At 41.5% G+C, this 21,746-nt stretch carries 17 protein-coding genes; 15 read left to right on the top strand and 2 right to left on the bottom strand.

Going from position 1 to position 21,746, the window contains the following annotated elements; translation table 11 throughout:
- Positions 1-12 precede the first annotated feature (12 nt).
- The gene (locus AAJG31_RS05450; RefSeq protein ID WP_066037712.1) at positions 13-1,056 is read left to right on the top strand and encodes a DUF917 family protein; all 1,044 of its coding nucleotides are present in this window, start codon (positions 13-15) and stop codon (positions 1,054-1,056) included.
- Between the two features lie 703 nt (positions 1,057-1,759).
- Complete coding sequence (locus AAJG31_RS05445; RefSeq protein WP_066037713.1) at positions 1,760-2,374, top strand: HD domain-containing protein; 615 nt, start codon at positions 1,760-1,762, stop codon at positions 2,372-2,374.
- Between the two features lie 188 nt (positions 2,375-2,562).
- Here the strand turns inward: AAJG31_RS05445 and AAJG31_RS05440 are convergent, their stop codons facing one another.
- Entirely contained in the window at positions 2,563-3,966 is a 1,404-nt protein-coding gene (locus tag AAJG31_RS05440) for a pyridoxal-dependent decarboxylase (RefSeq protein WP_345803575.1), read from the bottom strand.
- Positions 3,967-4,070: 104 nt separating this feature from the next.
- Between AAJG31_RS05440 and AAJG31_RS05435 the strand changes: the two genes are divergently transcribed.
- The 13 genes from AAJG31_RS05435 to AAJG31_RS05375 all read left to right on the top strand — a co-directional run bounded on the left by AAJG31_RS05435 (position 4,071) and on the right by AAJG31_RS05375 (position 20,076).
- Positions 4,071-5,534, top strand: a complete 1,464-nt coding sequence (locus AAJG31_RS05435; protein WP_279494546.1) for a PLP-dependent aminotransferase family protein — start codon at positions 4,071-4,073, stop codon at positions 5,532-5,534.
- A 124-nt stretch (positions 5,535-5,658) separates the two neighbouring features.
- Positions 5,659-7,545, top strand: a complete 1,887-nt coding sequence (locus AAJG31_RS05430) for an ABC-F family ATP-binding cassette domain-containing protein (RefSeq protein ID WP_279494547.1) — start codon at positions 5,659-5,661, stop codon at positions 7,543-7,545.
- A gap of 12 nt (positions 7,546-7,557) precedes the next feature.
- Entirely contained in the window at positions 7,558-8,685 is a 1,128-nt protein-coding gene (locus tag AAJG31_RS05425) for a virulence factor (RefSeq protein WP_279494548.1), read from the top strand.
- 481 nt (positions 8,686-9,166) lie between these two features.
- Entirely contained in the window at positions 9,167-10,399 is a 1,233-nt protein-coding gene (locus AAJG31_RS05420; protein ID WP_279494549.1) for a M20 family metallopeptidase, read from the top strand.
- The gene (locus tag AAJG31_RS05415) at positions 10,396-11,484 is read left to right on the top strand and encodes a tartrate dehydrogenase (protein WP_279494550.1); all 1,089 of its coding nucleotides are present in this window, start codon (positions 10,396-10,398) and stop codon (positions 11,482-11,484) included. Before AAJG31_RS05420 ends, AAJG31_RS05415 begins: the two co-directional genes overlap by 4 nt.
- Before the next feature lies 1 nt (position 11,485).
- The gene (locus tag AAJG31_RS05410) at positions 11,486-12,232 is read left to right on the top strand and encodes a glucose 1-dehydrogenase (RefSeq protein WP_054550825.1); all 747 of its coding nucleotides are present in this window, start codon (positions 11,486-11,488) and stop codon (positions 12,230-12,232) included.
- A gap of 10 nt (positions 12,233-12,242) precedes the next feature.
- Positions 12,243-13,697 carry an aldehyde dehydrogenase family protein gene (locus AAJG31_RS05405; protein WP_279494552.1) on the top strand — a complete coding sequence of 485 codons (1,455 nt, stop codon included), beginning with the start codon at positions 12,243-12,245 and terminating at the stop codon, positions 13,695-13,697.
- 15 nt (positions 13,698-13,712) lie between these two features.
- Complete coding sequence (locus AAJG31_RS05400) at positions 13,713-14,747, top strand: ABC transporter ATP-binding protein (protein WP_004229594.1); 1,035 nt, start codon at positions 13,713-13,715, stop codon at positions 14,745-14,747.
- Complete coding sequence (locus AAJG31_RS05395; RefSeq protein ID WP_066037719.1) at positions 14,716-15,729, top strand: dipeptide ABC transporter ATP-binding protein; 1,014 nt, start codon at positions 14,716-14,718, stop codon at positions 15,727-15,729. Before AAJG31_RS05400 ends, AAJG31_RS05395 begins: the two co-directional genes overlap by 32 nt.
- A gap of 3 nt (positions 15,730-15,732) precedes the next feature.
- A complete protein-coding gene (locus AAJG31_RS05390) occupies positions 15,733-16,704 on the top strand; it encodes a P1 family peptidase (RefSeq protein ID WP_279494554.1) in 972 nt (323 codons plus the stop codon).
- A 17-nt stretch (positions 16,705-16,721) separates the two neighbouring features.
- On the top strand, positions 16,722-18,278 hold the full coding sequence (locus AAJG31_RS05385; RefSeq protein WP_009374229.1) for an ABC transporter substrate-binding protein: 1,557 nt from the start codon (positions 16,722-16,724) through the stop codon (positions 18,276-18,278).
- Between the two features lie 16 nt (positions 18,279-18,294).
- Entirely contained in the window at positions 18,295-19,236 is a 942-nt protein-coding gene (locus tag AAJG31_RS05380; protein WP_279494557.1) for an ABC transporter permease, read from the top strand.
- A gap of 12 nt (positions 19,237-19,248) precedes the next feature.
- Complete coding sequence (locus tag AAJG31_RS05375) at positions 19,249-20,076, top strand: ABC transporter permease (RefSeq protein WP_004229583.1); 828 nt, start codon at positions 19,249-19,251, stop codon at positions 20,074-20,076.
- Here AAJG31_RS05375 and AAJG31_RS05370 read toward each other — a convergent pair.
- Positions 20,065-21,702 (bottom strand): PucR family transcriptional regulator, encoded by a 1,638-nt coding sequence (locus AAJG31_RS05370; RefSeq protein WP_279494560.1) that lies wholly within the window; start codon positions 21,700-21,702, stop codon positions 20,065-20,067. The genes AAJG31_RS05375 and AAJG31_RS05370 overlap by 12 nt on opposite strands.
- Between the last annotated feature and the right edge of the window lie 44 nt (positions 21,703-21,746).

The following is a 21,746-nucleotide window of genomic DNA, read 5'->3' as shown; positions in this document are numbered from 1 at the left end:
GAGTCATGCTGAATGGCGAAAGGATTATCGTATGAGGATGGGATTGCTGCCGTTTATGGAGGAGCAATCCTTGGCGGAGGCGGCGGTGGTCTCCTAGAGGAAGGACTCAAGCTAGTGGAGGAAATCTTTGCAGCAGGCGAACCTCAAATGGTGGATATTACTGAATTAGACCAAGAAGATTTAGTTGCCTGTGTGGCAATGGTAGGTGCGCCATCAGCGGCCGATCAATATATTTCAAATGAACAGCTTTGTTGGAGCTATCGTAGTATGAACAACTATATCAATCGACGTCTAAAGGGCATCATTACCAATGAAAATGGTGCCATCACGACGATCAATGGCTGGTTGCAGTCAGTCTTATTAAATGTACCTGTTGTGGATGCTCCCTGTAATGGACGAGCACATCCAACGGGAATCATGGGTTCTTTAAATCTCCATGAACAACAAGAATATCAATCCGTACAATTTTATGCAGGAGGAAAAGGTGACTTCGCCGTTCAAGGCTTTGTGGAAGGGAATTTACACAGCACCGCAAAGACAGCACGCCAAGCTTCTATTTTAGCAGGCGGGCTAGTCGGGGTCACTCGAAATCCTGTGACGATTGACTATTTACAAAAACATGGCGCACCAAATGCGATTACCATGGCCATAGAGCTTGGCTATTGCTTCTTAAATGGGCAAACCTTTGAAGAAAAGCTAGCCCATGTGTTGCAGTATTTGAATGGGGTGCACATCGTATCAGGCGCTGTCACAAATTATTCGTTAACAAAGGAAAATGGCTTCGATGTAGGGGAATTATCAGTGGGTGATTACCATCTGACGTTCTGGAATGAATATATGACATTATCGAAGGAAGGGCAGGTACAATCCAAATTCCCAGATCTCATTATGACGTTCGATACAGAGAAAATGATGCCAGTTCCAAGTGCAAGTATTGAAGAAGGAATGCATGTCGCAGTGATTCATGTAGACCAATCTAACTTAAAATTAAGTACAACCATGCAAAACGAAGCACTATTGCGGGAAATTGATGAAGTGATCAAAGGCGTTCTATAAAGTAAGAAAATAAAACAGTAAAAGCTGCCATCATCTACTTGAATGTAAGATGGGCAGCTTTTATTTGTCCTTCAGCGGGATGGTAATACATTTTATCACAATCGTTCCTACTTCCTTTTTCACTTCATACATTGATGGCTTAAATGAATTTCTTACTGATTTGCACAACTCATCGAACGTGGTATTCACAAGCTGTAAGCAATTATCGTGTACGATTTTCATTAAAGGGAGGAGCTACGTTCATACATAATCAAGGTATTGACCAGAAGAAGGTAACAACCAGTAATGAAAAAACAATGCACTTCTGCTACAACTGGCGAAATCCTTTTGGTCATGCAACAAACTAACTTGTTGTTCACATTTTCGGCATGTACATCTGGCTATGCGGGTTAAACAAAGAATTTCTAAGGGAAAGTGTTCACTTTTATTTGTTTAGATGATAGGTTTTCAATACGCACGTCATCTTTTAAACAGGTTATTCAATTGTAAGCCCGCTGAAGTTAATGTTAAATCTGTTAAACACACAGCTGTTGTACATTGCTGAAAAATATGAGGTACAGAACAAATAGCTGTTCTGTACGTTTATCATACAATATTCTGAAAAATTAGTCAATTGAAATGGATTTGATTTTTAATTTTTCTAGATTACCTCTTATGTAATAAAATACAGTATAATTTTGTAGGAAAGGAATGAGTGAAGACTATGAATCATTTAATGAATAAAGTACGTGAAATATATGATCAATTTGATGCTAGTCATGATTTTCAACATATTGAACGTGTCTATCAAAATGCATTAGCTATCCTACATAGCGAGCCAACAGCAGATGAAGAAGTTGTGAAAATAGCGGTACTTTTACATGATGTCAGTGACAAAAAGTATACCGATAGCAAGGAAAAGGAAGAACAGCTTATTGCGGAATTACCTGTTAGTGAAGGTAAAAAGCAGCATATTCGAGATTGCATTGCTCAAGTGTCATTTAATGGTGGGAATGAGCTAGAAGCAACATCATTGGAAGCAAAAATCGTCCGAGATGCAGATCGTTTAGATGCGATTGGTGCTATTGGCATTGCCAGAACATTTGCTTATGGTGGCGCAAAAGGTCGCAAGCTTTATGATAAGGAAGAAGAAGCACGCACAAATATGTCAGAGTCAGAATATCGTCAAAACAATACCGCGTCTGTTACTCATTTTTATGAGAAATTATTACTGCTAAAAGATTTAATGGTGACGGAAAAGGGCAAGCAAATGGCACTTGAACGTCATCAATTTATGGAAAGTTTTTTAAAGCAACTCCAGCACGAAATCGGTCAATAGCACATAGCACAAAAACCGCCTTTTCAATTTGAAGGGCGGTTTTTGTGCTTCATTCGGGTATGGTCTTCGTACCACCAAAAGGATGTATGGTAAGCTAGTACTTTAGTTTTGTATTGACTATCAAATAGATGGGAGACGCACAAATGAGGAATCCTTCATCATGTGTTACTCCATTACCTTTTAATAGCTTAGATGGATTCATTAAAATAGGAGGATATCGCTGTTGTTAATGCTTCCCAAATGATTGCCAGGTCTGCTTGGGAAGTACGCCAATTACTGAAAGCCGCGCGAATAGCTGGCGTACCTTTGTAGACAGTTGGCGTCATGTATACTTGGCCTTGTTGATTTAAAGTTGTTAAAAATTGTTGGTTCATTTCAGCTGGCAGTGCCTCATGATTGACGGCGAAGCACACGATATTCAGTCGAACAGGTGCTAGCAATGTAAAGTAGGGACTGTCATCTATTTTTTGACCAAGCTGTTGTGCGAGTAATACATTTTCTTCTATTAATTGTTGGTAGCCCAATTTACCATAGGCCTGTAAAGAAAACCAAGCAGGTAGCGCACGAAAACGACGTGAATTTTCAGGTGTAAGATCACAGAAATCTGGATTTTTAAGGGAACTACCAAGATAGGCAGCATTATTTTGAAAAACGGTTGTTTGCAACGATTGATGACGGGTAAATTGCATAGCGGCATCATAAGGGACGTTCAGCCATTTATGTGCGTCAATTGTAATAGAATCTGCATAATTCATGCCCTCAACAAAGTGACGATACTTTGGTGAACAGGCTGCAAAGCCACCAAAGGCCGCATCGATATGAAGCCAGAAAGGGTATCGCTTTTTTAGCTCGCCAATTGCTTGTAAATCATCAAAGTCAACCGTATTGACAGTTCCCGCATTTGCTACAACTATACAAGGTTCATGTAGGTTTTCTTCAAGAAACTGCTGTAATTTTGTGATGTCAATGGCTTCTCGCTGTTCTAGGCATAGCATAGTATGAATGGAATTTCTCCCCATACCAAGCATAGAAGTTGCTTTGATTATACTTGAGTGGGGCGTTCCGCTAACAATCTTTATTGGAGGGATACCATATAGACCATCCAGAGCAGTGTTTTTTCCATAGTATTGTGCAATCCATTCCCTTGCTTGAGCAAGTCCTACAAAATTAGCCATCGTAGACCCACTGACAAATGTTCCTCGATAATCATCGCTTAATAGCAATAACTCCTTTAGCATGTCAATTGTCGCAAGCTCCATTGTACCTGCAATAGAGCCCTTAGAATGGGATAAATTTTGATCGTAAATACTTACTAACCAATCTCCGACAATCGAAGCAGGGGTAGATCCACCTGTGACAAAACCCAAGTATCTTGAGCCTACACTACTATTTAAGCCTTCAGCAAATTGCTTTGTAAAATATTGAAGTGTTGCCTGAGCACCCTCACCCACTTCTGGAAGTGTCGGAGTAGGAAGGCTAGGGGAATGGTTCGTTACAGCTCTATGCTCCAGATTAGTAAAAAAATTGGCTGCATGGTCAACTACAGCCATTAAAAGCGTTTTTATTTTTTCCTGATCTTGCTTCATGTTCATCATGTGTCATCATTTCCCTTCATTTTAACTTAGCTATTTCTGCCTCTACACTATATAGTGATATATATAACAGTCAAATGAAGACTATAACAGTTGGAGGTCCAATGGAAATAAAGCTGAATCGTCAGTCCGATCAATCTTTAATTACTCAGATTTCAACTATCCTTGCAGAAAAAATAAGGTCAGAATTTTTACAGGAAGGGAGCCAATTACCTTCTATTCGGAGCTTTTCAAAAGAAAATCAAGTGAGCCCTGTCACGGTCAGTAAGGCATATGCCTTATTAGAAAGAAATGGTTATATTGAAGTGATACATGGCAAGGGGGCGTTTGTTCGAAACAAAGAACAAAGAAGCACAAATGAGAGCCGTAGTGATTATAATTGGCAACTAACCATTCCTGATTACATTCAACGTTCACAATCTATGTTAAATAAAAGAATGGAATATGCGATGAAATTCTCCAGTGCCACCATCCACCCTGGATTATTACCCTCTGTTTATTTGGTGAATGAAATTGTGGCGATATTACAGGCAGATCCTCAGATTGTGGCTCGTTATGGAACGGTACAGGGGGATGAAGATGCACGAAAGGCAATCCGAGACTATGTCAAAACATATAGTAATATTGCCGCAACACCACAGGAAATTATTGTGACAAACGGTGTACAACAAGGTATAGATTTAGTGGCTAAAACATTTATTGGACCTGGAGATATTGTCATTACCGAAGCTCCTACATATACAGCAGCAATCGATGTCTTTAGAAATCGTGGGGCCCACATTATTCCCATACCAGTAGACGAGGAAGGAATGCAGACAGCTCTTCTAGCGTCACTCTGCCTAAGCAAACAGCCAAAGCTTATTTATACAAATCCTACCTTCCATAATCCTACAGGCACAGTTTTAACTAAAGCAAGAAGGAGAGAATTACTGGATCTTGCCCAACAATATGGCTTTCTTATTGTAGAGGACGATTCATGGAATGAAATTTATTTTGACGATAACCCACCACCACCACCTCTGAAAGCTTTAGATACAAGTGGTCATGTTATTTATTTAAAAGGCTTTAGTAAGACGTTGGCCCCGAGCTGTAGAATCGGCGCTATCCTTTCAAAAGGTACCGTTCATCAACGACTTTTATCTGCCAAATCCAGTGCCGATTCGGGTAACCCCTTATTAACACAAAAGGCACTGATTCCATTTTTACGTTCAGATCGAATGCATGCCCATTTAGAAAAACTGCGTATTGCACTTGAGATAAGAAGGGATCAGACCATTGCATTGTTGAATAAGCATGCACCAAAGGGCGTTACGTGGATCGAGCCAAAAGGTGGACTTAATATTTGGGTATCTTTACCTAGTAATGGCAATACGGATGAGCTGTTATGGAAGGCTCAACAAGCCCAAATTACCTTTTTACCAAGCTCAGCTTGTTATCCAGGAGAGCCACAATATCACCATCTAAGAATTAGTTACTCTTATCCTGAACCTCACGACTTAACACAAGGAATCATCAAGCTTTGTCAGCTTATGGAATCCTATTTACAGGACATGCCACCAGTTCGTTGATAGTTTGTTGTTCTTTGTTTACCTGCGGTTTGATGTTATGATGATTAGTGGATATCAATAATCGTCTACATAAAAATCGTGTGGGCATGAACAATACCTAACATGAAAGAGATGGAATAGTGGAATGAGTCATTTAATTGTACAAAATTTAACCAAAACAGTGGGCGATAAAACGCTTTTTCAAAATATTGAATTTACCATTTATGAGGGAGAGCGGGTAGGCTTAATCGGTATAAATGGAACGGGAAAATCAACCCTGTTATCCATTTTAGCTGGGGACATGGAAGCGGATTCGATGACAGTAGATCGCCCGAATAAATACCGTGTCGCTTATTTACCACAGGAGCCTACATTTCAGGCAGGTGAAACAGTTTTACAAGCTGTCTTTTCAGGCGATTCGCCCATTTTACAGCTGAATCGTCAATATGAGGAAACGGTTGCTGCACTAGCAAGTAACCCAACATCCGAAAGTTTACAAAAGACGTTATTTAGTCTGCAACAGCGCATGGATGAAGAGCAGGCATGGGATGTCAATGCCCTTGCAAAGACGGCCTTAACAAAGCTTGGGATTGAAACTTTTGAAAAAGAGGTACTAACGCTATCAGGCGGTCAGCAAAAACGTGTTGCATTAGCGAAGGTGTTAATTGAACCAGCGGATCTTTACTTATTAGATGAGCCCACCAACCATTTAGATGTACAGTCTACAGAATGGCTTCAAGAGATGGTCTTACGATTAAAGGGTGCAGTGATTTTCATCACCCACGATCGTTATTTCTTAGATGAATTATCAACACATATTTACGAGTTAGCAAATCAAACCTTGTATCGTCATACAGGGAATTACGGTGATTATTTAGAGGCTCGAGCTATTCGTGAGGAGATGCAAGCTGCTTCTGCACAGAAGGATCGCAATCGTTATCGTTCAGAATTAAAATGGATACGTCGTGGTGCGAAGGCGCGTTCAACTAAGCAAAAGGCTCGTATTCAACGCTTTGAAAAGCTAGAAGAAAACCTAGAACGCAAAACAGAAGATGTTTCCTTGGATATGGGACTTGCGACAACACGTCTTGGACGTAAAGTGCTGGAGGCTGAGAAAATTTCGAAAGCCTTTGGCCAGCAAAAAATCCTTGAAAACTTCTCATTTCTACTACAGCAAGGTGATCGAATTGGCATTATCGGCGCGAACGGTGTAGGGAAATCAACTTTGTTGAACATGCTAGCAGGAGAGCTGACACCCGATCAAGGTGAAATTCTTGTTGGGTCAACGGTCAAGCTGGCACATTTCAAGCAAACATTGCCGAAAATGAATGAAAATGAGCGCATGATTGAATATATACGTGAGGCTTCAAATGATATTACCGATGCAGAGGGTGTCCGTTACTCAGCTGCTCAAATGCTGGAGCGCTTTTTATTCCCGTTGCATGCTCATGGTACTCCAATTGGAAAATTATCGGGCGGTGAGCGCAAGCGTCTTCATTTATTACGTTTATTGATGGAGCAACCAAACGTCTTATTATTGGACGAGCCAACCAATGATTTAGATATTGAAACATTAGGTGTGCTAGAGGATTTCATCGAGCATTTCCCAGGCGTGGTTATCACGATTTCCCATGATCGTTTCTTCCTCGACCGTATTGCGAAAAAGCTATGGATACTAGATGGTCAGGGACAAGTAGAGGAAACACTGGATCTATACAGTGAGTATCTGGAGAAACGTGAGCAGACAGCTACTGTCAAAGTAGAAACGCCAAAAGTAGAAAAACCAAAATCAGAAAAGCCAAAATCAGACAAAAAAAAGCTATCGTTTAAAGAGCAAAAAGAATGGGAAACGATTGCAGACGAGATAGAGAAAACAGAAACTGCTATTATGGAGACCGAAGAAGGAATCGCCAATGCAGGCTCAGATTTTACCAAGCTACAGGAATTAACAGCTAAGTTGGAAGAGCTAAATGCACAGTATGAGCATCTAATTGAAAGATGGTCGTATTTAGATGAAATAGTTAACGGATAAGGAGCGATAGACATGAAGATTATTACCATTGAACCGACGCCAAGTCCCAATTCTATGAAGATTGTTGTTGATACAGAGCTACCATTCGGGAAGAGCTATAATTTTACAAAGGATAATAAAGACGAAGCAACAGGCGAGGCGGCTGCTATTTTAGCGATTGAGGGAGTAAAGGGCGTTTACCATGTAGCCGATTTCTTTGCTGTTGAGCGCAATGCCAAATATGCATGGGAAGGCATTCTAGCAAGTATTCGTCAAGTGTTAGGGGAAGATGTCCAAACACAAGAAGAAACGGTTGTGGCCAATGAATTTTATGGAGAGGTTTATGTCCATGTACAATTTTACAAGGAGGTGCCTTTACAAGTAAAAGTTTTTGATAACCAACGTGAATATCGTATTAGCTGCGGAGACCGTTTTGTCGATGCTTTTAATCAAATTATTGAGTCAGCAGTAGATGAAAACTATATTTTCCAACGTAAGTGGATTGATTATGGGGTTCGCTACGGTGAACTTGAGGAAATTGCTGAAACAATCAAACAGGAGATTGATGTCACTTATTCTGCAGACCGTTTAGCAGAAATTGTCACAGCTATCAATAATGATGGTGAAAAAGCCGCTGTGAAAACGGACAAACTCAAAGTGACAGTAGAACAGTTCAAGCAACCTGAATGGGAGAAACGCTTCCAACTGCTCGATCAAATGGCTGATCCTGAGCTAGACGACCTACCGCTATTAGATTTAGCCTTACAGGATGAACAAATGTCTATCCGTCGACTAGCGACGGTGTACTTAGGCATGATTGAGGATGTGGCAGTTGTCCCTTATTTAGAAAGAGCCCTACAAGATAAAAGTGCAGCTGTACGTCGAACGGCAGGTGACTGCATGAGTGACCTGGGCTTTGTAGAATTTGAAGAAGCCATGCTGCAAGCCTTACAGGACAAAAACAAATTGGTTCGCTGGCGCGCAGCCATGTATTTATATGAGGTCGGCACAGAACAGTCCTTACCAGCATTAAAGGCTGCCGAAGATGACAAAGAATTCGAAGTGAAGCTACAAGTGAAAATGGCCATTGCCCGTATCGAACAAGGCGAGGAAGCAAAAGGCTCGGTTTGGAAGCAAATGACCGAATCCCGTCAACAATAATCAGGAAAAACCAGCAAATGCTGGTTTTTTCTATTTTGTAATGGTTGGCATTCGCCCTAATAAATGGGGAAGGTGCTTCTGAATGGTGATAGGTCCTCTCCAAGAGATGAGCGAATCACTCCAAAGAAGTGTGGACCCGCACTTAAAAAGAGTGAGCCGCTCAAAAGAAGCGAATACCCGCTCAAAAGAACCAAAAACCCTTTCTCCAAATTAAAGAAATCCCGCTCAAAAAAGTGTTCCCTCTTCCAAACTATAATTATCTAACCACCTGAAAATCAAAAACAATACTCTCTTGCATTCGATGAATTGATCGAAAAACCGTGTAAAACAGAAAAAAATGTTGTTTTCTAGTGATTTATTGCTAAACAAAAAGTTAAAGGCGTTCTTTGAATCATTAACATATTGTCTAGTTTCATAGAGAAAGGACAATGTTAAAATAACATAAATTCAGAATATTCTTTAAAAATAGGAGGTCCTTTGCATGACAGTAACTAGTTTAAAGACAACAAAATCGTATGTGCGAGATCGTGAGACGGTCATTGCCTTAACACAGAAGCTCGTGCGCATTGAAAGCGTTTACCGTGAGAACGATCCGAAGGGCAATGAGCAAGAGGTGGCAACTTTTGTAGCGGCATATTTACGAGATATTGGCATCGAGACGCATATCGAGGAGGTTGTGCCAGGGCGACCAAATGTCATTGGTATTATTGATTCGGGCAAGCCTGGGAAAACATTACTTTTCGAAGGACATACGGATGTGGTGACAGAGGGCAATCGAGAGGCTTGGGCCTATGATCCATTTGGAGCAGAAATTGTAGATGGGCGTATGTATGGCAGGGGAACGAATGATACAAAAGGGAATCTTGCTTGTATGATTACAGCTTGTCAGTCATTGCTACTAGATCAAGAGGCGTTTACGGGCAAAATTATTTTATGTATTCCATGTGATGAAGAAGGGCTTATGCTAGGCATTAAGCATTTTATTAAGAATGGCTGGGCCGATGGTGTGGATGGTGCGATTATCTGTGAGCCACAGGAAAATAATGTGTGTATTGCACAACGCGGGGCTATTCGTTTACAGGTAGATATTTTCGGTAAAATGGCGCATGGTGCGATTTCGTGGAGTGGTATCAATCCTAACTGGCGTATGGCACGTTTCATCGTAGAGCTTGAAAAATTGGAAAAAGAGGAGCAAGCACGATTAGGGCGTGATCCAATGCTGAATTGGCCATCTATTACACCAACGATTTTACGAGCGCCTGTAAAGGGAGATGCGCAAATCAATGTCATTCCTGATCACTGTATGACAACACTCGATATTCGCACGGTGCCTGCGCAGGACCATGATGAACTACTGGGCAAGATTGAAGGGATTATTAAACGATTACAAGCAGATGATCCTGATTTCAAAATAGAACTGACGGTTCTTGATAACCGACCTGCAACAGCAACAGCGAAGGAAGACCCTGTTGTACAGGCAATATATGAGGCTGTGGCAGAGGTAACAGAGAAGGAACCAAAATATAATGGTGTTCCAGGCGCGACAGATGGGACGTTTCTTCATGTGCATGGTATTCCAATTGTAACGGTTGGAGCAGGAGATCGAGAAATTCCTCATCAAATCAATGAGTATGTGGACATTGAAGAATTGGCAGAAACAACGGCCATTTACCGTTTAGCAGCATTAAAATTTTTGGCGGGTGATGCACAATGACAGCTATCAAAATAGCAGTAATACCAGGAGATGGCATAGGAAAAGAGGTTATGCAGGAAGCGTTAAAAGTTTTAAATTGTTTGCAAGAACAACATAGCTCCTTACAAATTGAAACAACCATCTTTCCTTGGAGCTCCGATTACTACGTACAGCATGGCTGTATGATGCCTAATGATGCACTGGCAACACTTCAAACATATGATGCGATTTTATTTGGGGCTATTGGCGATGCTCGTGTGCCTGATGATGTTACCGTTTGGGAATTAATTATGCCCATTCGAAAGCATTTCCAGCAATATGTGAATTTCCGTCCTATTAAATCACTACCTGGGATAGCGTCGCCCTTGGCTAACGGCAAAGAAATTGATTTTGTGATCTTCCGTGAAAATGCAGAGGGTGAATATTCGGACAGCGGTGGTCGACTGTACCAACAGCAGCCGCAGGAAATGACGATTCAAAATACAATCATGACGCGCATTGGGATTGAAAAAATTGTCCATGCTGCCTGCGATTATGCGAAGCAACACGGTAAAACCAAAATAACAAGTGCGACAAAATCGAATGCCATTATTCATTCGATGAAATTCTGGGACGAGCATACAAGCAAAACGGTGAAGCAAAGTTCACCAGCACTACAGCTCGAATCCATTTATATCGATGCACTCGTCGCCTATTTCGTAGAACGACCACAGAATTTTGAAGTGGTGGTAGCGTCCAATTTGTTTGGCGATATTTTATCCGATTTAGGCTCTGCTATTGTAGGAGGACTTGGTCTATCTCCATCAGCCAACCTGAACCCCGAAAAGGATTTTCCATCGATGTTTGAGCCTGTTCATGGCTCAGCACCAGATATTGCAGGCAAGGGTATTGCCAATCCAATCGCTCAAATTTGGTCGCTTGCCTTACTGCTTGGCCATCAAGGCAGACCAGATTTAGAACAGCTCATTGTTAAAGCCATTTCAGCTGTGCTGCAAGAAGGCGTTGTGAAAACAGCAGATATTGGTGGACAAGCGACAACAGCACAAATGGGCGATGCGATTTGTCAGGAAATTATTAATAGAACTTTAACAGCAGGAGGTGTTTAGCATGGCAGTTGAGCAAAAGGTGATTGTGGTTACTGGTGCGGGAGGCGGTATGGGAAAGGCCATTATTCACGAGCAATTAAAGCTGGGCAATCGAGTTATTGGACTTGATCTATCCATAGATGCCTTATCAGATATTGCACAGGATGCCCTTCAATGCTTTGAAGTCAATGTGTTACAGGAGGAACGTGTGCAAGACATCTGCCAGCAGGTTTTTGATAAGTATGGCAGAATAGATGGTCTTGTTAATGCACTGGGAATTGCCCAGTCAGCTACGCCGATTGAAGAGGTCACAATGGATGAATGGAATCGTTTAATGGATGTTAATGTGAAAAGTTTATTTATCACGACAAAGGCAGTTGTCCCTTTTATGAAAAAACAGCAAAGGGGTTCTATTATTACAATTGCCTCGATTTCAGCAGTGCGACCAAGACCGGGCTTACAGGCTTATATTGCATCGAAGGGTGCAGCAGAGAGCTTTACGAGAGGACTAGCAATTGAACTAGCATCTAGTCAAATTCGGGTTAATACGATTCATCCAGGACCAGCAGACACACAAATGCTTGGTCAATTTGCCGCACAGGGTGCAGACGTAGAGCAGACGAAGCAAAGTGTCTTTGTGCAATCTGTGCCATTAGGACGATTAGTGAAGCCAGCAGATATAGCAGGAGCTGTTAGTTATTTACTATCAGATGCAGCAAGTATGGTCACAGGAACGACATTACATGTAGATGGTGGCCGTGGATTATAGGAGGGGTACAATGAAAAAAATTCCTATGTTGATAGATGGTGAGTGGGTTCACGGTGATGCTCAGACATACCTTGATGTTAAGAATCCCTCAACGGGTGAAGTGATTGCACAAATTAGCAACGCGAGTAAAGAACATGTAGAAGAGGCAGTACGTGCAGCCCGTGTAGCCTTTGAACGTGAGGGCTGGCGTCAATGGAAAGCCTATGAACGTGGGCAGTTATTGATCGAATTTGCTCATTATATTCGTAAGCATGCAGAGGAATGGAGTTTGCTAGAATGTCGGGATGTAGGAAAGCCCTTATCACAGGCAAGAGCAGATATTGAAGCAGCGGCACGCTATTTTGAATTTTATGGTGGTGCAGCGGATAAGGTGATGGGAGATACAATTCCGATTGAGGATGGGCTTTTAAATGCAGTAGTGCTAGAGCCAGTGGGCATTACGGTACATATTGTGCCATGGAATTATCCGATTCAAATTACGGCAAGAAGTGTAGCAGCTGCTATAGCAACTGGTAATGCAGTCATTGTGAAAAGTGCGGAGGATACACCGCTAACAACACATGCCATTGCAGAATGGTTAGCCGATAAGTTGCCGAAAGGGATTTTCCAGCATATTACGGGCTTGGGACGAGAAGTTGGTCCTTATTTAACTTCACATCCCGATATTAATCATATTACGTTTACAGGTTCTGTTCCCACAGGAATTGCGGTGATGAAGGCGGCTGCTGAAAATGTTGTGCCTGTGACATTAGAGCTTGGTGGTAAATCTCCTAATATTGTTTTTGCGGATGCTAACATGGAGCAGGCATTAGAGGGAGTTGTACGTGCGATTATTCAAAATGCTGGTCAAACTTGTTCAGCAGGGGCACGTTTACTCATTGAGGAACGAATAAAAGAGTCCTTTATTTCCCGATTAGCCCAAAGGTTCCAAGTGATCCAAGTAGGACCAGGTGAAGCAGATATGGAGATGGGACCGTTACTGAATGAACAACAATATACAAAAATCACTGCATTATTACAGCAAGCAAAGGTAGATGGCTATGTTGTGACGGGTGGGGAACCATTGACATTGGCAGGCTATGAGAACGGCTTTTATGTTCAGCCAACTATACTTGATGGTGTTGATCCAAATGATCCATTAGCTCAGGAGGAAATTTTCGGTCCAGTGTTAACCGTCTTGACATTTTCGACTGTAGAGGAGGCCATCGCATTAGCCAATAGTACGGACTATGGCCTAGTGGCGGGCATTTGGTCACAAAATATCGATACGGCTCACTATGTGGCAAGTCGTGTGCAGGCGGGACAAGTATTTGTCAATAATTATGGGGCTGCTGGAGGCATTCAAATGCCATTTGGAGGCTATAAAAAAAGCGGAATTGGTCGAGAGAAGGGCTTTGTTGCACTGCGAAACTATACGCAAATGAAAAATATCGCTATACGCTATGCACCACCTAATCAACACTGAGATGGAGGGACGCATATGGAACAGCCAAAAGAAAAAGATGTGCTTTTAGAGGTCAATCACTTATCAATTAAATTCCATTTAAAAAATGGCAAAGAGGCAAAAGTTGTGGAAGATGTGAATTTTACTATTCATAAAGGAGAAACCGTTGCACTGGTTGGTGAATCGGGAAGTGGCAAAAGTATTACATCCTTAGCCATTATGCGGTTGCTGCCTATACCTCCAGGAGAAATTACGTCAGGTTCTATCACTTTAAACGGTAAAAATCTACTTACCTATAAAAATAAAGAAATGAGCCGTATACGAGGCAATGAAATTAGTATGATTTTTCAAGAGCCCATGACCTCTTTAGATCCCGTTTTTACGATTGGCAATCAAATGATTGAAGGCATACGAAGACACCAAAAGGTATCGAAAAAAGAGGCATGGAATAAAGCGCTACAGCTTTTAAAAGAAGTCGGGATTGCGAATGCAGAAAAGGTCATTGCGGAATATCCTCACCAACTATCAGGCGGGATGCGACAACGCGTTATGATTGCCATCGCAATGTCGAATAATCCGCAGCTATTGATTGCGGATGAGCCAACTACTGCACTTGATGTCACGGTTCAGGCACAGATTTTAAAGCTGATGCTAAAAATGAAGGAAGAGCATCGATCAGCCATTTTATTCATTACCCATGATATGAGCGTTGTTGCAGAGACAGCTGACCGCGTTATGGTGATGTATGCGGGACAGATTGTCGAGGAGGCCCCAGTAAGAGAGCTCTTTTTAAATCCACAGCATCCTTATACCACAGCGCTTTTAAAGACGATGCCAAGCCTTGAAACAGATGTCAAAAGGCTACCATCGATTCCTGGTACTGTGCCACCTGCGTATGCATTACCTGACGGCTGTCGCTTTGCGCCACGTTGTCCCCATGCGCTGGCACATTGTCATCAGGAGCAACCTGCTGTTCATCACATTCAGGAGGCACATAAGGTACGCTGTCATTTATTCACGGAGAAAGGAGAGCTGGCTCATGACAGAGAAAGAAGTTTTGCTGGAAATTAATCATTTAAAAGCCTACTTTCCTGTGAAGCGTAAATCGATGAAGGAAGAGAAAAAGGTCATAAAAGCGGTTGATGATATTTCGATTGAGATTTATAGAGGGGAAACACTTGGAATTGTTGGTGAATCAGGCTCAGGAAAATCCACCTTTGGGCGAACAATTTTAAAGCTCGTTGAACCAACAGCAGGCGAAGTGCTATATAAAGGACAACCCATCCAGCATTTAAAGGGGAATAAGCTACAAAGTTACCGCAATCAAATGCAAATGATTTTTCAAGATCCCTTTGCCTCTCTCAATCCTCGGATGCGAATCGGTTCTATAATCGAAGAGCCGATGAAGCTACAATTAACCTTGACGAAGGAGCAACGCAAAGAGCGTGTGAAGGAGCTATTACAAAAGGTAGGGCTACCTGAGGATGCCATGCATAAATTTCCACATGAATTTTCTGGTGGGCAGCGGCAGCGTATTGGGATTGCACGGGCATTAGCGATTCATCCAGAATTCATTATAGCCGATGAGCCCGTTTCAGCATTGGATGTGTCGGTGCAATCACAAGTGCTCAATCTCATGATGGATTTACAGGATGAATTTCAATTAACCTATTTATTTATCTCACATGATTTAAGCGTTGTGAAGCATATTAGTGACCGTGTGGCAGTGCTGTATTTAGGTAGAGTAGTGGAGATTGGGACAAAGAAGGAGCTATATGCCAATCCGTTGCATCCCTATACACAAGCATTACTATCTGCAATACCAGTTGTTAATTTTGATGAGCCTAAGCAAGAAATACTTTTACAGGGCGAGTTACCAAGTCCGATGAATCCACCTGTTGGCTGTGTCTTTCATACACGTTGCCCGCATGTGATGGAAAGATGCCATCAGGAGAGACCGAAGCTTCACAATGAAAATGATCACCAACGAGTAGCCTGTTTTTTATATGATAAAAAATCAGAAAATTATAATTATTTAAAAAGTGAGGTGTGAAGAATGTTTGGCAATATAACGGATGTGCCAGGTGTTAAGGTAGGACATCGCGAGAACAAGGAGGGCATCACAGGCTGTACGGTGCTAGTAGTGGAAAAAGGAGCAGTTTGTGGAGTGGATGTTCGAGGCTCTGCACCAGGTACTCGTGAAACAGATGCGTTAGATCCCATCAATGAAATTGACCGAGTTCATGCTATTTGTTTAGCTGGGGGTAGTGCGTTTGGGTTAGATGCTGCTACAGGCGTTATGCAATTTTTAGAGGAGCAAGGGATTGGGGTAGATGCAGGAGTAGCGAAAATACCGATTGTACCAAGTGCTGTACTCTTTGACTTGTTTATCGGTGATCCACATGCACGACCTACAGCACTAATGGGCTATGAAGCGGCACAAGCGGCACAAGTTGGCTCATTTCCAAATGGCAATGTAGGCGCAGGCTACGGAGCAACTGTAGGCAAATTAGCTGGTCCAGAATTTGCAATGAAGGGTGGGCTTGGTAGTGCTTCCTATGCGGGAAAAGATGGTCTTGTAGCAGGTTCTATCGTGGCTGTCAATGCAGTTGGAGATGTCAAGGACCCGACAACGAGGAAAATTTTAGCTGGAGCAAGAGATACGCATTCTGGTCAATGGGTGGATTGCTGTGCCTATTTAGAGCAACATGCACAATCAGAGGCTTTAGCGGGAACTAATACAACCATTGGTGTTGTGGCAATGAATGCCAAGCTAACGAAGGCGGAGGCTAAAAAGATTGCGCAGCTTACGCAAAATGCCTTAGCACGCACGATTTATCCTGTTCATACGATGCTGGATGGCGATACGATTTTTGTGCTTGGTACAGGGGATCAATCCTATGCACTTGATTATTTAGGCCAGCTAGCGACAAAGGTGATGGAGGAAGCAATTCTAGCTGGCATTAAAGCCGCTGAACGATTGGCGGATGTTGAGAGTTATACAAGCATTCAAAAGACAAGCACTTAGAAAAAGGGGGAACAGCCATGCAATGGAAAAAAAGCGGATTGATACTACTAACAGTGTTAATGGCAATCGTTATGGCAGCGTGTTCAAGTGATGGAGAGAAAACGACGACTACTTCAGGTACTACAGATGGTCAAGCGGCAACAGATGCTCCACAGGAAATTGTTGTACGTGTGAATGATGATCCAGATTTTTTAGATCCACATAAAGCGACAGCGTCCATTTCTTATCAAATGATTCTAAATATCTTTGAGGGGCTAATGGCTCCTGAAACGGATGGCTCCTTAAAAGAGGGACTTGCTGAAAGCTATGAAATTTCTGAGGACGGCTTAACCTATACGTTTAAAATTCGCCAAGGTGTGAAGTTTCATAATGGTGATGATTTAACGATGGAGGATATTCAATATTCCTTTGACCGTTTAATGGGGAAAAATGGTGGAGAAAAAATGTCCAATAGCTTTGATAATGTAGCATCTACAGAGGCGCCTGATGCAAGTACATTTGTGATTAAGCTAAAAGAGCCAAATTCAAATTTCTTGTATTCATTAACAGGCAGACAATCAGCTATTATTCCAAAGAGCAATGATGGGAAGCATAATGAAAATCCAATTGGTACAGGTCCATTTGCCTTTGTGAAATATGCACCAGGTACAAATTTAGAGCTTAAGAAAAATGAACAGTATTGGCAAGAAGGATTACCTTATTTGAATAAAGTAACCTTTGCCTTCCAATCAGATGATCAGGCAGCCATTATGAGCTTAATGGCAAACGAAGTTGATTTAACGAGTGTTCCTTGGCACCGTGTGAGCGAGGTAGAGGGAAGCTATAATTTATCACACCAAAATAATAACTCTTCTCTTATTGTTACATTTAACGAAACAAAGGCACCATTTGACAATGTGAAGGTTCGTCAAGCAATCAATTACGCAATTAGTAAAGCCGATATTATTGACTCTGTGTTTGCAGGCTATGCTGTGCCACTTGGCTCTAATATGAGTCCAGCGATGGGCGATTTCCAAAAGAAGGGCTTAGAAAGCATGTATGAGCGAGATGTGGAAAAAGCGAAGGCGTTATTAGCAGAAGCAGGATATCCGGATGGCTTTAAAACAAAAATTACAGTGTCTTCACACAATGATATTTACTCAAATATTGCACAAATTGTCGTAGCTAATCTACAAGAGATCGGAATTGATGTAGAAATTGAAGTAGTGGAATGGGGAATTTGGCTAGATCGCGTTTACTTTGGTCGTGACTATGCAATGACAACGATTGACTTAACAGGTCGTGCATCTGCTTTTGAAGTGTTGAATGATTACATTTCTACAAACGATAGTGAAAACTTCTTCTTATTTAAAAATGAAGAATACGACAAAATTATGGCTGATGTTTTAAAGGAAACCGACCAAGCCAAGCAAATAGAGTACTATCATCGTGCACAGGAAATATTAGCTGAGCAGGCAACAGCAGTGTATATTGCGGATTATCAAATCGTTTGGGGATCTGACAAACAGGTGACGGGGCTCAAGAGCTATCCATTCTGGTTCCACGATATGTCAGAGGTCAAGTTTTCAAACTAGAAAGGGATGAGTGCTTATGATGTATATCCTACGTCGAATCATCCTGTTAATAACAACCATCCTTCTAGTATCCATTATTACATTTGGTGTTTTTCAAATTTTACCTGGTGATCCAGTTCGCACAATGCTAGGAACAGAGGCGGATCCCACTCAAATTGAAAATTTACGATCTGAGCTTGGCTTGGATCGTCCTCTTTATGAACAATATGTGGATTGGATGAAGGGCTTATTGACAGGGCAATTAGGGAATTCCATTCGATTTTCCATGCCAGTAAAAGAATTACTATTTGATCGACTTCCTGTCACCATGTCATTAGCAGGACTCACCCTTATCATTATCTTAATCATCTCATTACCTTTAGGGATGTTTGCAGCAAGAAGACAAAATAAATTAAGTGATGTGTCATTATCGACTGTAACCCAGATCGGTATGGCAGTGCCTTCCTTTTGGCTAGGGATGATGCTTATTCTTTACATTGGCCTACAGTTCAGCTTTTTTAAAATAAGTGGCTATATACCTTGGACACAAAGTGTAGCAGGGGCGCTCAGTACCCTAATACTTCCAGCCTTAACGATTGCGATTCCGCAAATTGCGGTGAATTTTCGTTATGTTCGTACAGCCATTTTGGAGCAGGTCCAGCTCGATTATGTCCGTACGATACGCAGTAAAGGGATGTCTGAACAAAATGTAATGTATAAGCATGTTTTGAAAAATTCCATGATTCCGATATTGACGGTTTTTGGGTTGATTATGGCGGAGGTTGTGGCAGGAACGATTATTGTGGAGCAGGTGTTTTCATTGCCAGGGATTGGTCAGTTATTGATTACGGCTATCAGTAATCGTGATTTTCCACTCGTACAAGGGATCGTTATGTATATTACAGTAGCTGTCGTCATGATTAATTTTATCGTCGATGTTTTATATTCTGTGTTAGACCCTAGAATCCGATTACGTTAAGAGGTGACTACCATGAAACAATTACAGCGCTATACTAAAAAAATCAATTTAGTCATTGGTCTCCTCGTCATTGTTGGCTTTCTGCTCGTCATGATTGTTAGCTTTTTTTATACACCCCATGATGTCAACGCGATGAATATACCTGAAAAATTGCGTGGTCCAGGTGGTGCCTATATGTTTGGAACAGATGAATTTGGGCGAGATATTTTTAGTCGCATTATGAAGGGGACACAAACAGCCTTTGCCGTGGGTCTATTAACGGTTGCGATTGGAACGATATTTGGTATTCTCATAGGCGGAATTGCAGGCTATGTTGGTGGCTGGGTCGATGAAATATTTATGCGTACGATGGACGCTTTAATGGCCTTTCCAGGAATCATCTTAGCATTAATGCTTGTAGCAGTATTTGGCCCAGGAATAACGAATACTGCGATAGCGCTGGGGATTATCGCGATACCTGCTATTGCGAGGATTGCCCGCAGTGGCTTTGTGCAACAACGTGACTCGGAATATGTGCTGGCAGCGAAATTAATTGGTGTTAAGCCTTATAGCATCATGTTTCGTCATATTTTGCCAAACATTTCGTCGCAAATTATTGTGGCAGCAACCGTGACTTTTGCGACAGCCATGTTAGCCGAGGCAGCACTGAGCTATTTAGGGCTTGGGGTACAGCCACCAAACCCTAGCTGGGGTAGAATGTTAAAAGATTCACAAGCCTATTTAATCGGTGCCCCTTGGTATACGTATGCCCCTGGAGGAGCCATTACGATTCTTGTTTTAGGCTTATACATGCTCAGTAATGCTTTACGAGATTTTATGGACCCGCGTTCAAAATCGTAATAGATCAGGTGCTGTCTTTTGCAACAGTTCATATGCCTTAACTGCCATCTCAATATTGAGGCGATGGGGAGCTTGTAAAAAATCAGCACCTAGTATACTTTCTAAGCGTTCTATTCGTTTGTAAAGTGTTTGACGGACAATAAACAGCTGTTCTGCTGTATCATTTTTAGCTCCATTACAGGACAGATAAACAGCTAATGTTTGAAATAAATCATGGCTACTTTTTTGATCTAATACTAAAATTTCCTGTAAATAATCTTTTACAAATTGTAGGAGAGCTGTTTGATCCTGCTGTAATAACAATCGATAAACACCTAAATCCTTATAATAGATGGAGCTCGTCAATTGATGATGCTGCATTTGGATGGCTGATTTGGCTTCCTTATAGCCCAGATGAACACTTTCGATCGTTTGATAGACATTGCTAATACCACAGCTAAGGGTAAGTTGCTCAAAAAATTGTGCTGCTTTTCTTGCAATGATTTGTGAAATTGCTTGATCAAAAGCGTCGCGATTGTCTTTCATATAATCTGCGGCAATGAAAAAGGCTAAAATAATTATCTCGTGCTGTCTTACTGAAACAGTAGGGAAAAATCCAAGCTTTTTCAGAATCGAACGAACATACATGGCATTTTGTAGCTGGATTTCCTGCCATTCTTCTTCAGGTACAGTATTGGCTTCATCATGTAGATTGAACACGACGACTCGGTAAAATAAATTACGACTTTCGATTGGTAAATAGCTTTGGTAGTATTGAATATCTACTGGCTGACCTTGAATTAAAGCTAGTATGAATTCATCTTCCCGGCTTTGCTGTCGCTCCTGAAGCATGCGGTTACGCATTAAAATATGGGCAATTGACATAGTTGCTCGTTCAAGATTTAACAAGGTGTAATCACTCTGCTTTGGCAGTTCAGAATGCATACATAAATAGCCCCACACTTGTCCAAGTCCATTAACAGGAATAATGACAAAATGGTCTATACCCAAGGATAGAAGGTGCAAGGGCTCTTGTAGTTCTAACTGCTGACAATGCTCCTCCATGACACGTAAGTATTTTTTAGCCTCCATAGGATAATAAAAGCTTTTTGTATCTTCTGAAACAAATAGAAAGGGAGCATTTGTATCTTGATGGAGCACTTGTAATATTTTTAAAATACCATTTGGCATTAATGATAATTCCATAAAAGTTTTGGATAGTGTATCTAGCTGTGTAAGTGCCTGCTGGTGTTGATTAATTATGTACGTGTGCAAATCTTGCGTAATATCAATAAATCGTACAATTTCTTCAAAGATGATGATAGGGAAATGATGGGCATTTGCCATGGCAATCAATTCTACGGGAACATGGTCAAAATAGTCGCCAATTTCTATACAAAGACCAGCTGCCTCATTACGAATAAGGTTTTGTAAGTAGGCTATTTGTGTTTCTCGTTCTAGCTGTAAACCGACACCCGTGGTTAAAATTAATTCACCACCATTGATTAAGGTTTCAAAATCTTTAATTTCTAATATATGTGTCCACAATACTTGGCGATCTAGGCCGTGCTGCCCTGCAATAAGCTTCGCCGATTCAAAATGCTTGCGCTTGAGGACATCACGTACGAGTAGAGGATGTTTCGACATCAATTAGCACCTGCCCTTCGAATGTACAATGTCTATTTCATTAT

Source organism: Lysinibacillus sp. BS3, from assembly GCF_039614735.1.
Lineage (GTDB): Bacteria > Bacillota > Bacilli > Bacillales_A > Planococcaceae > Lysinibacillus > Lysinibacillus capsici.
Note: the sequence above shows the minus strand (reverse complement) of the source record. Positions and strands in the feature narration are given on the sequence as shown.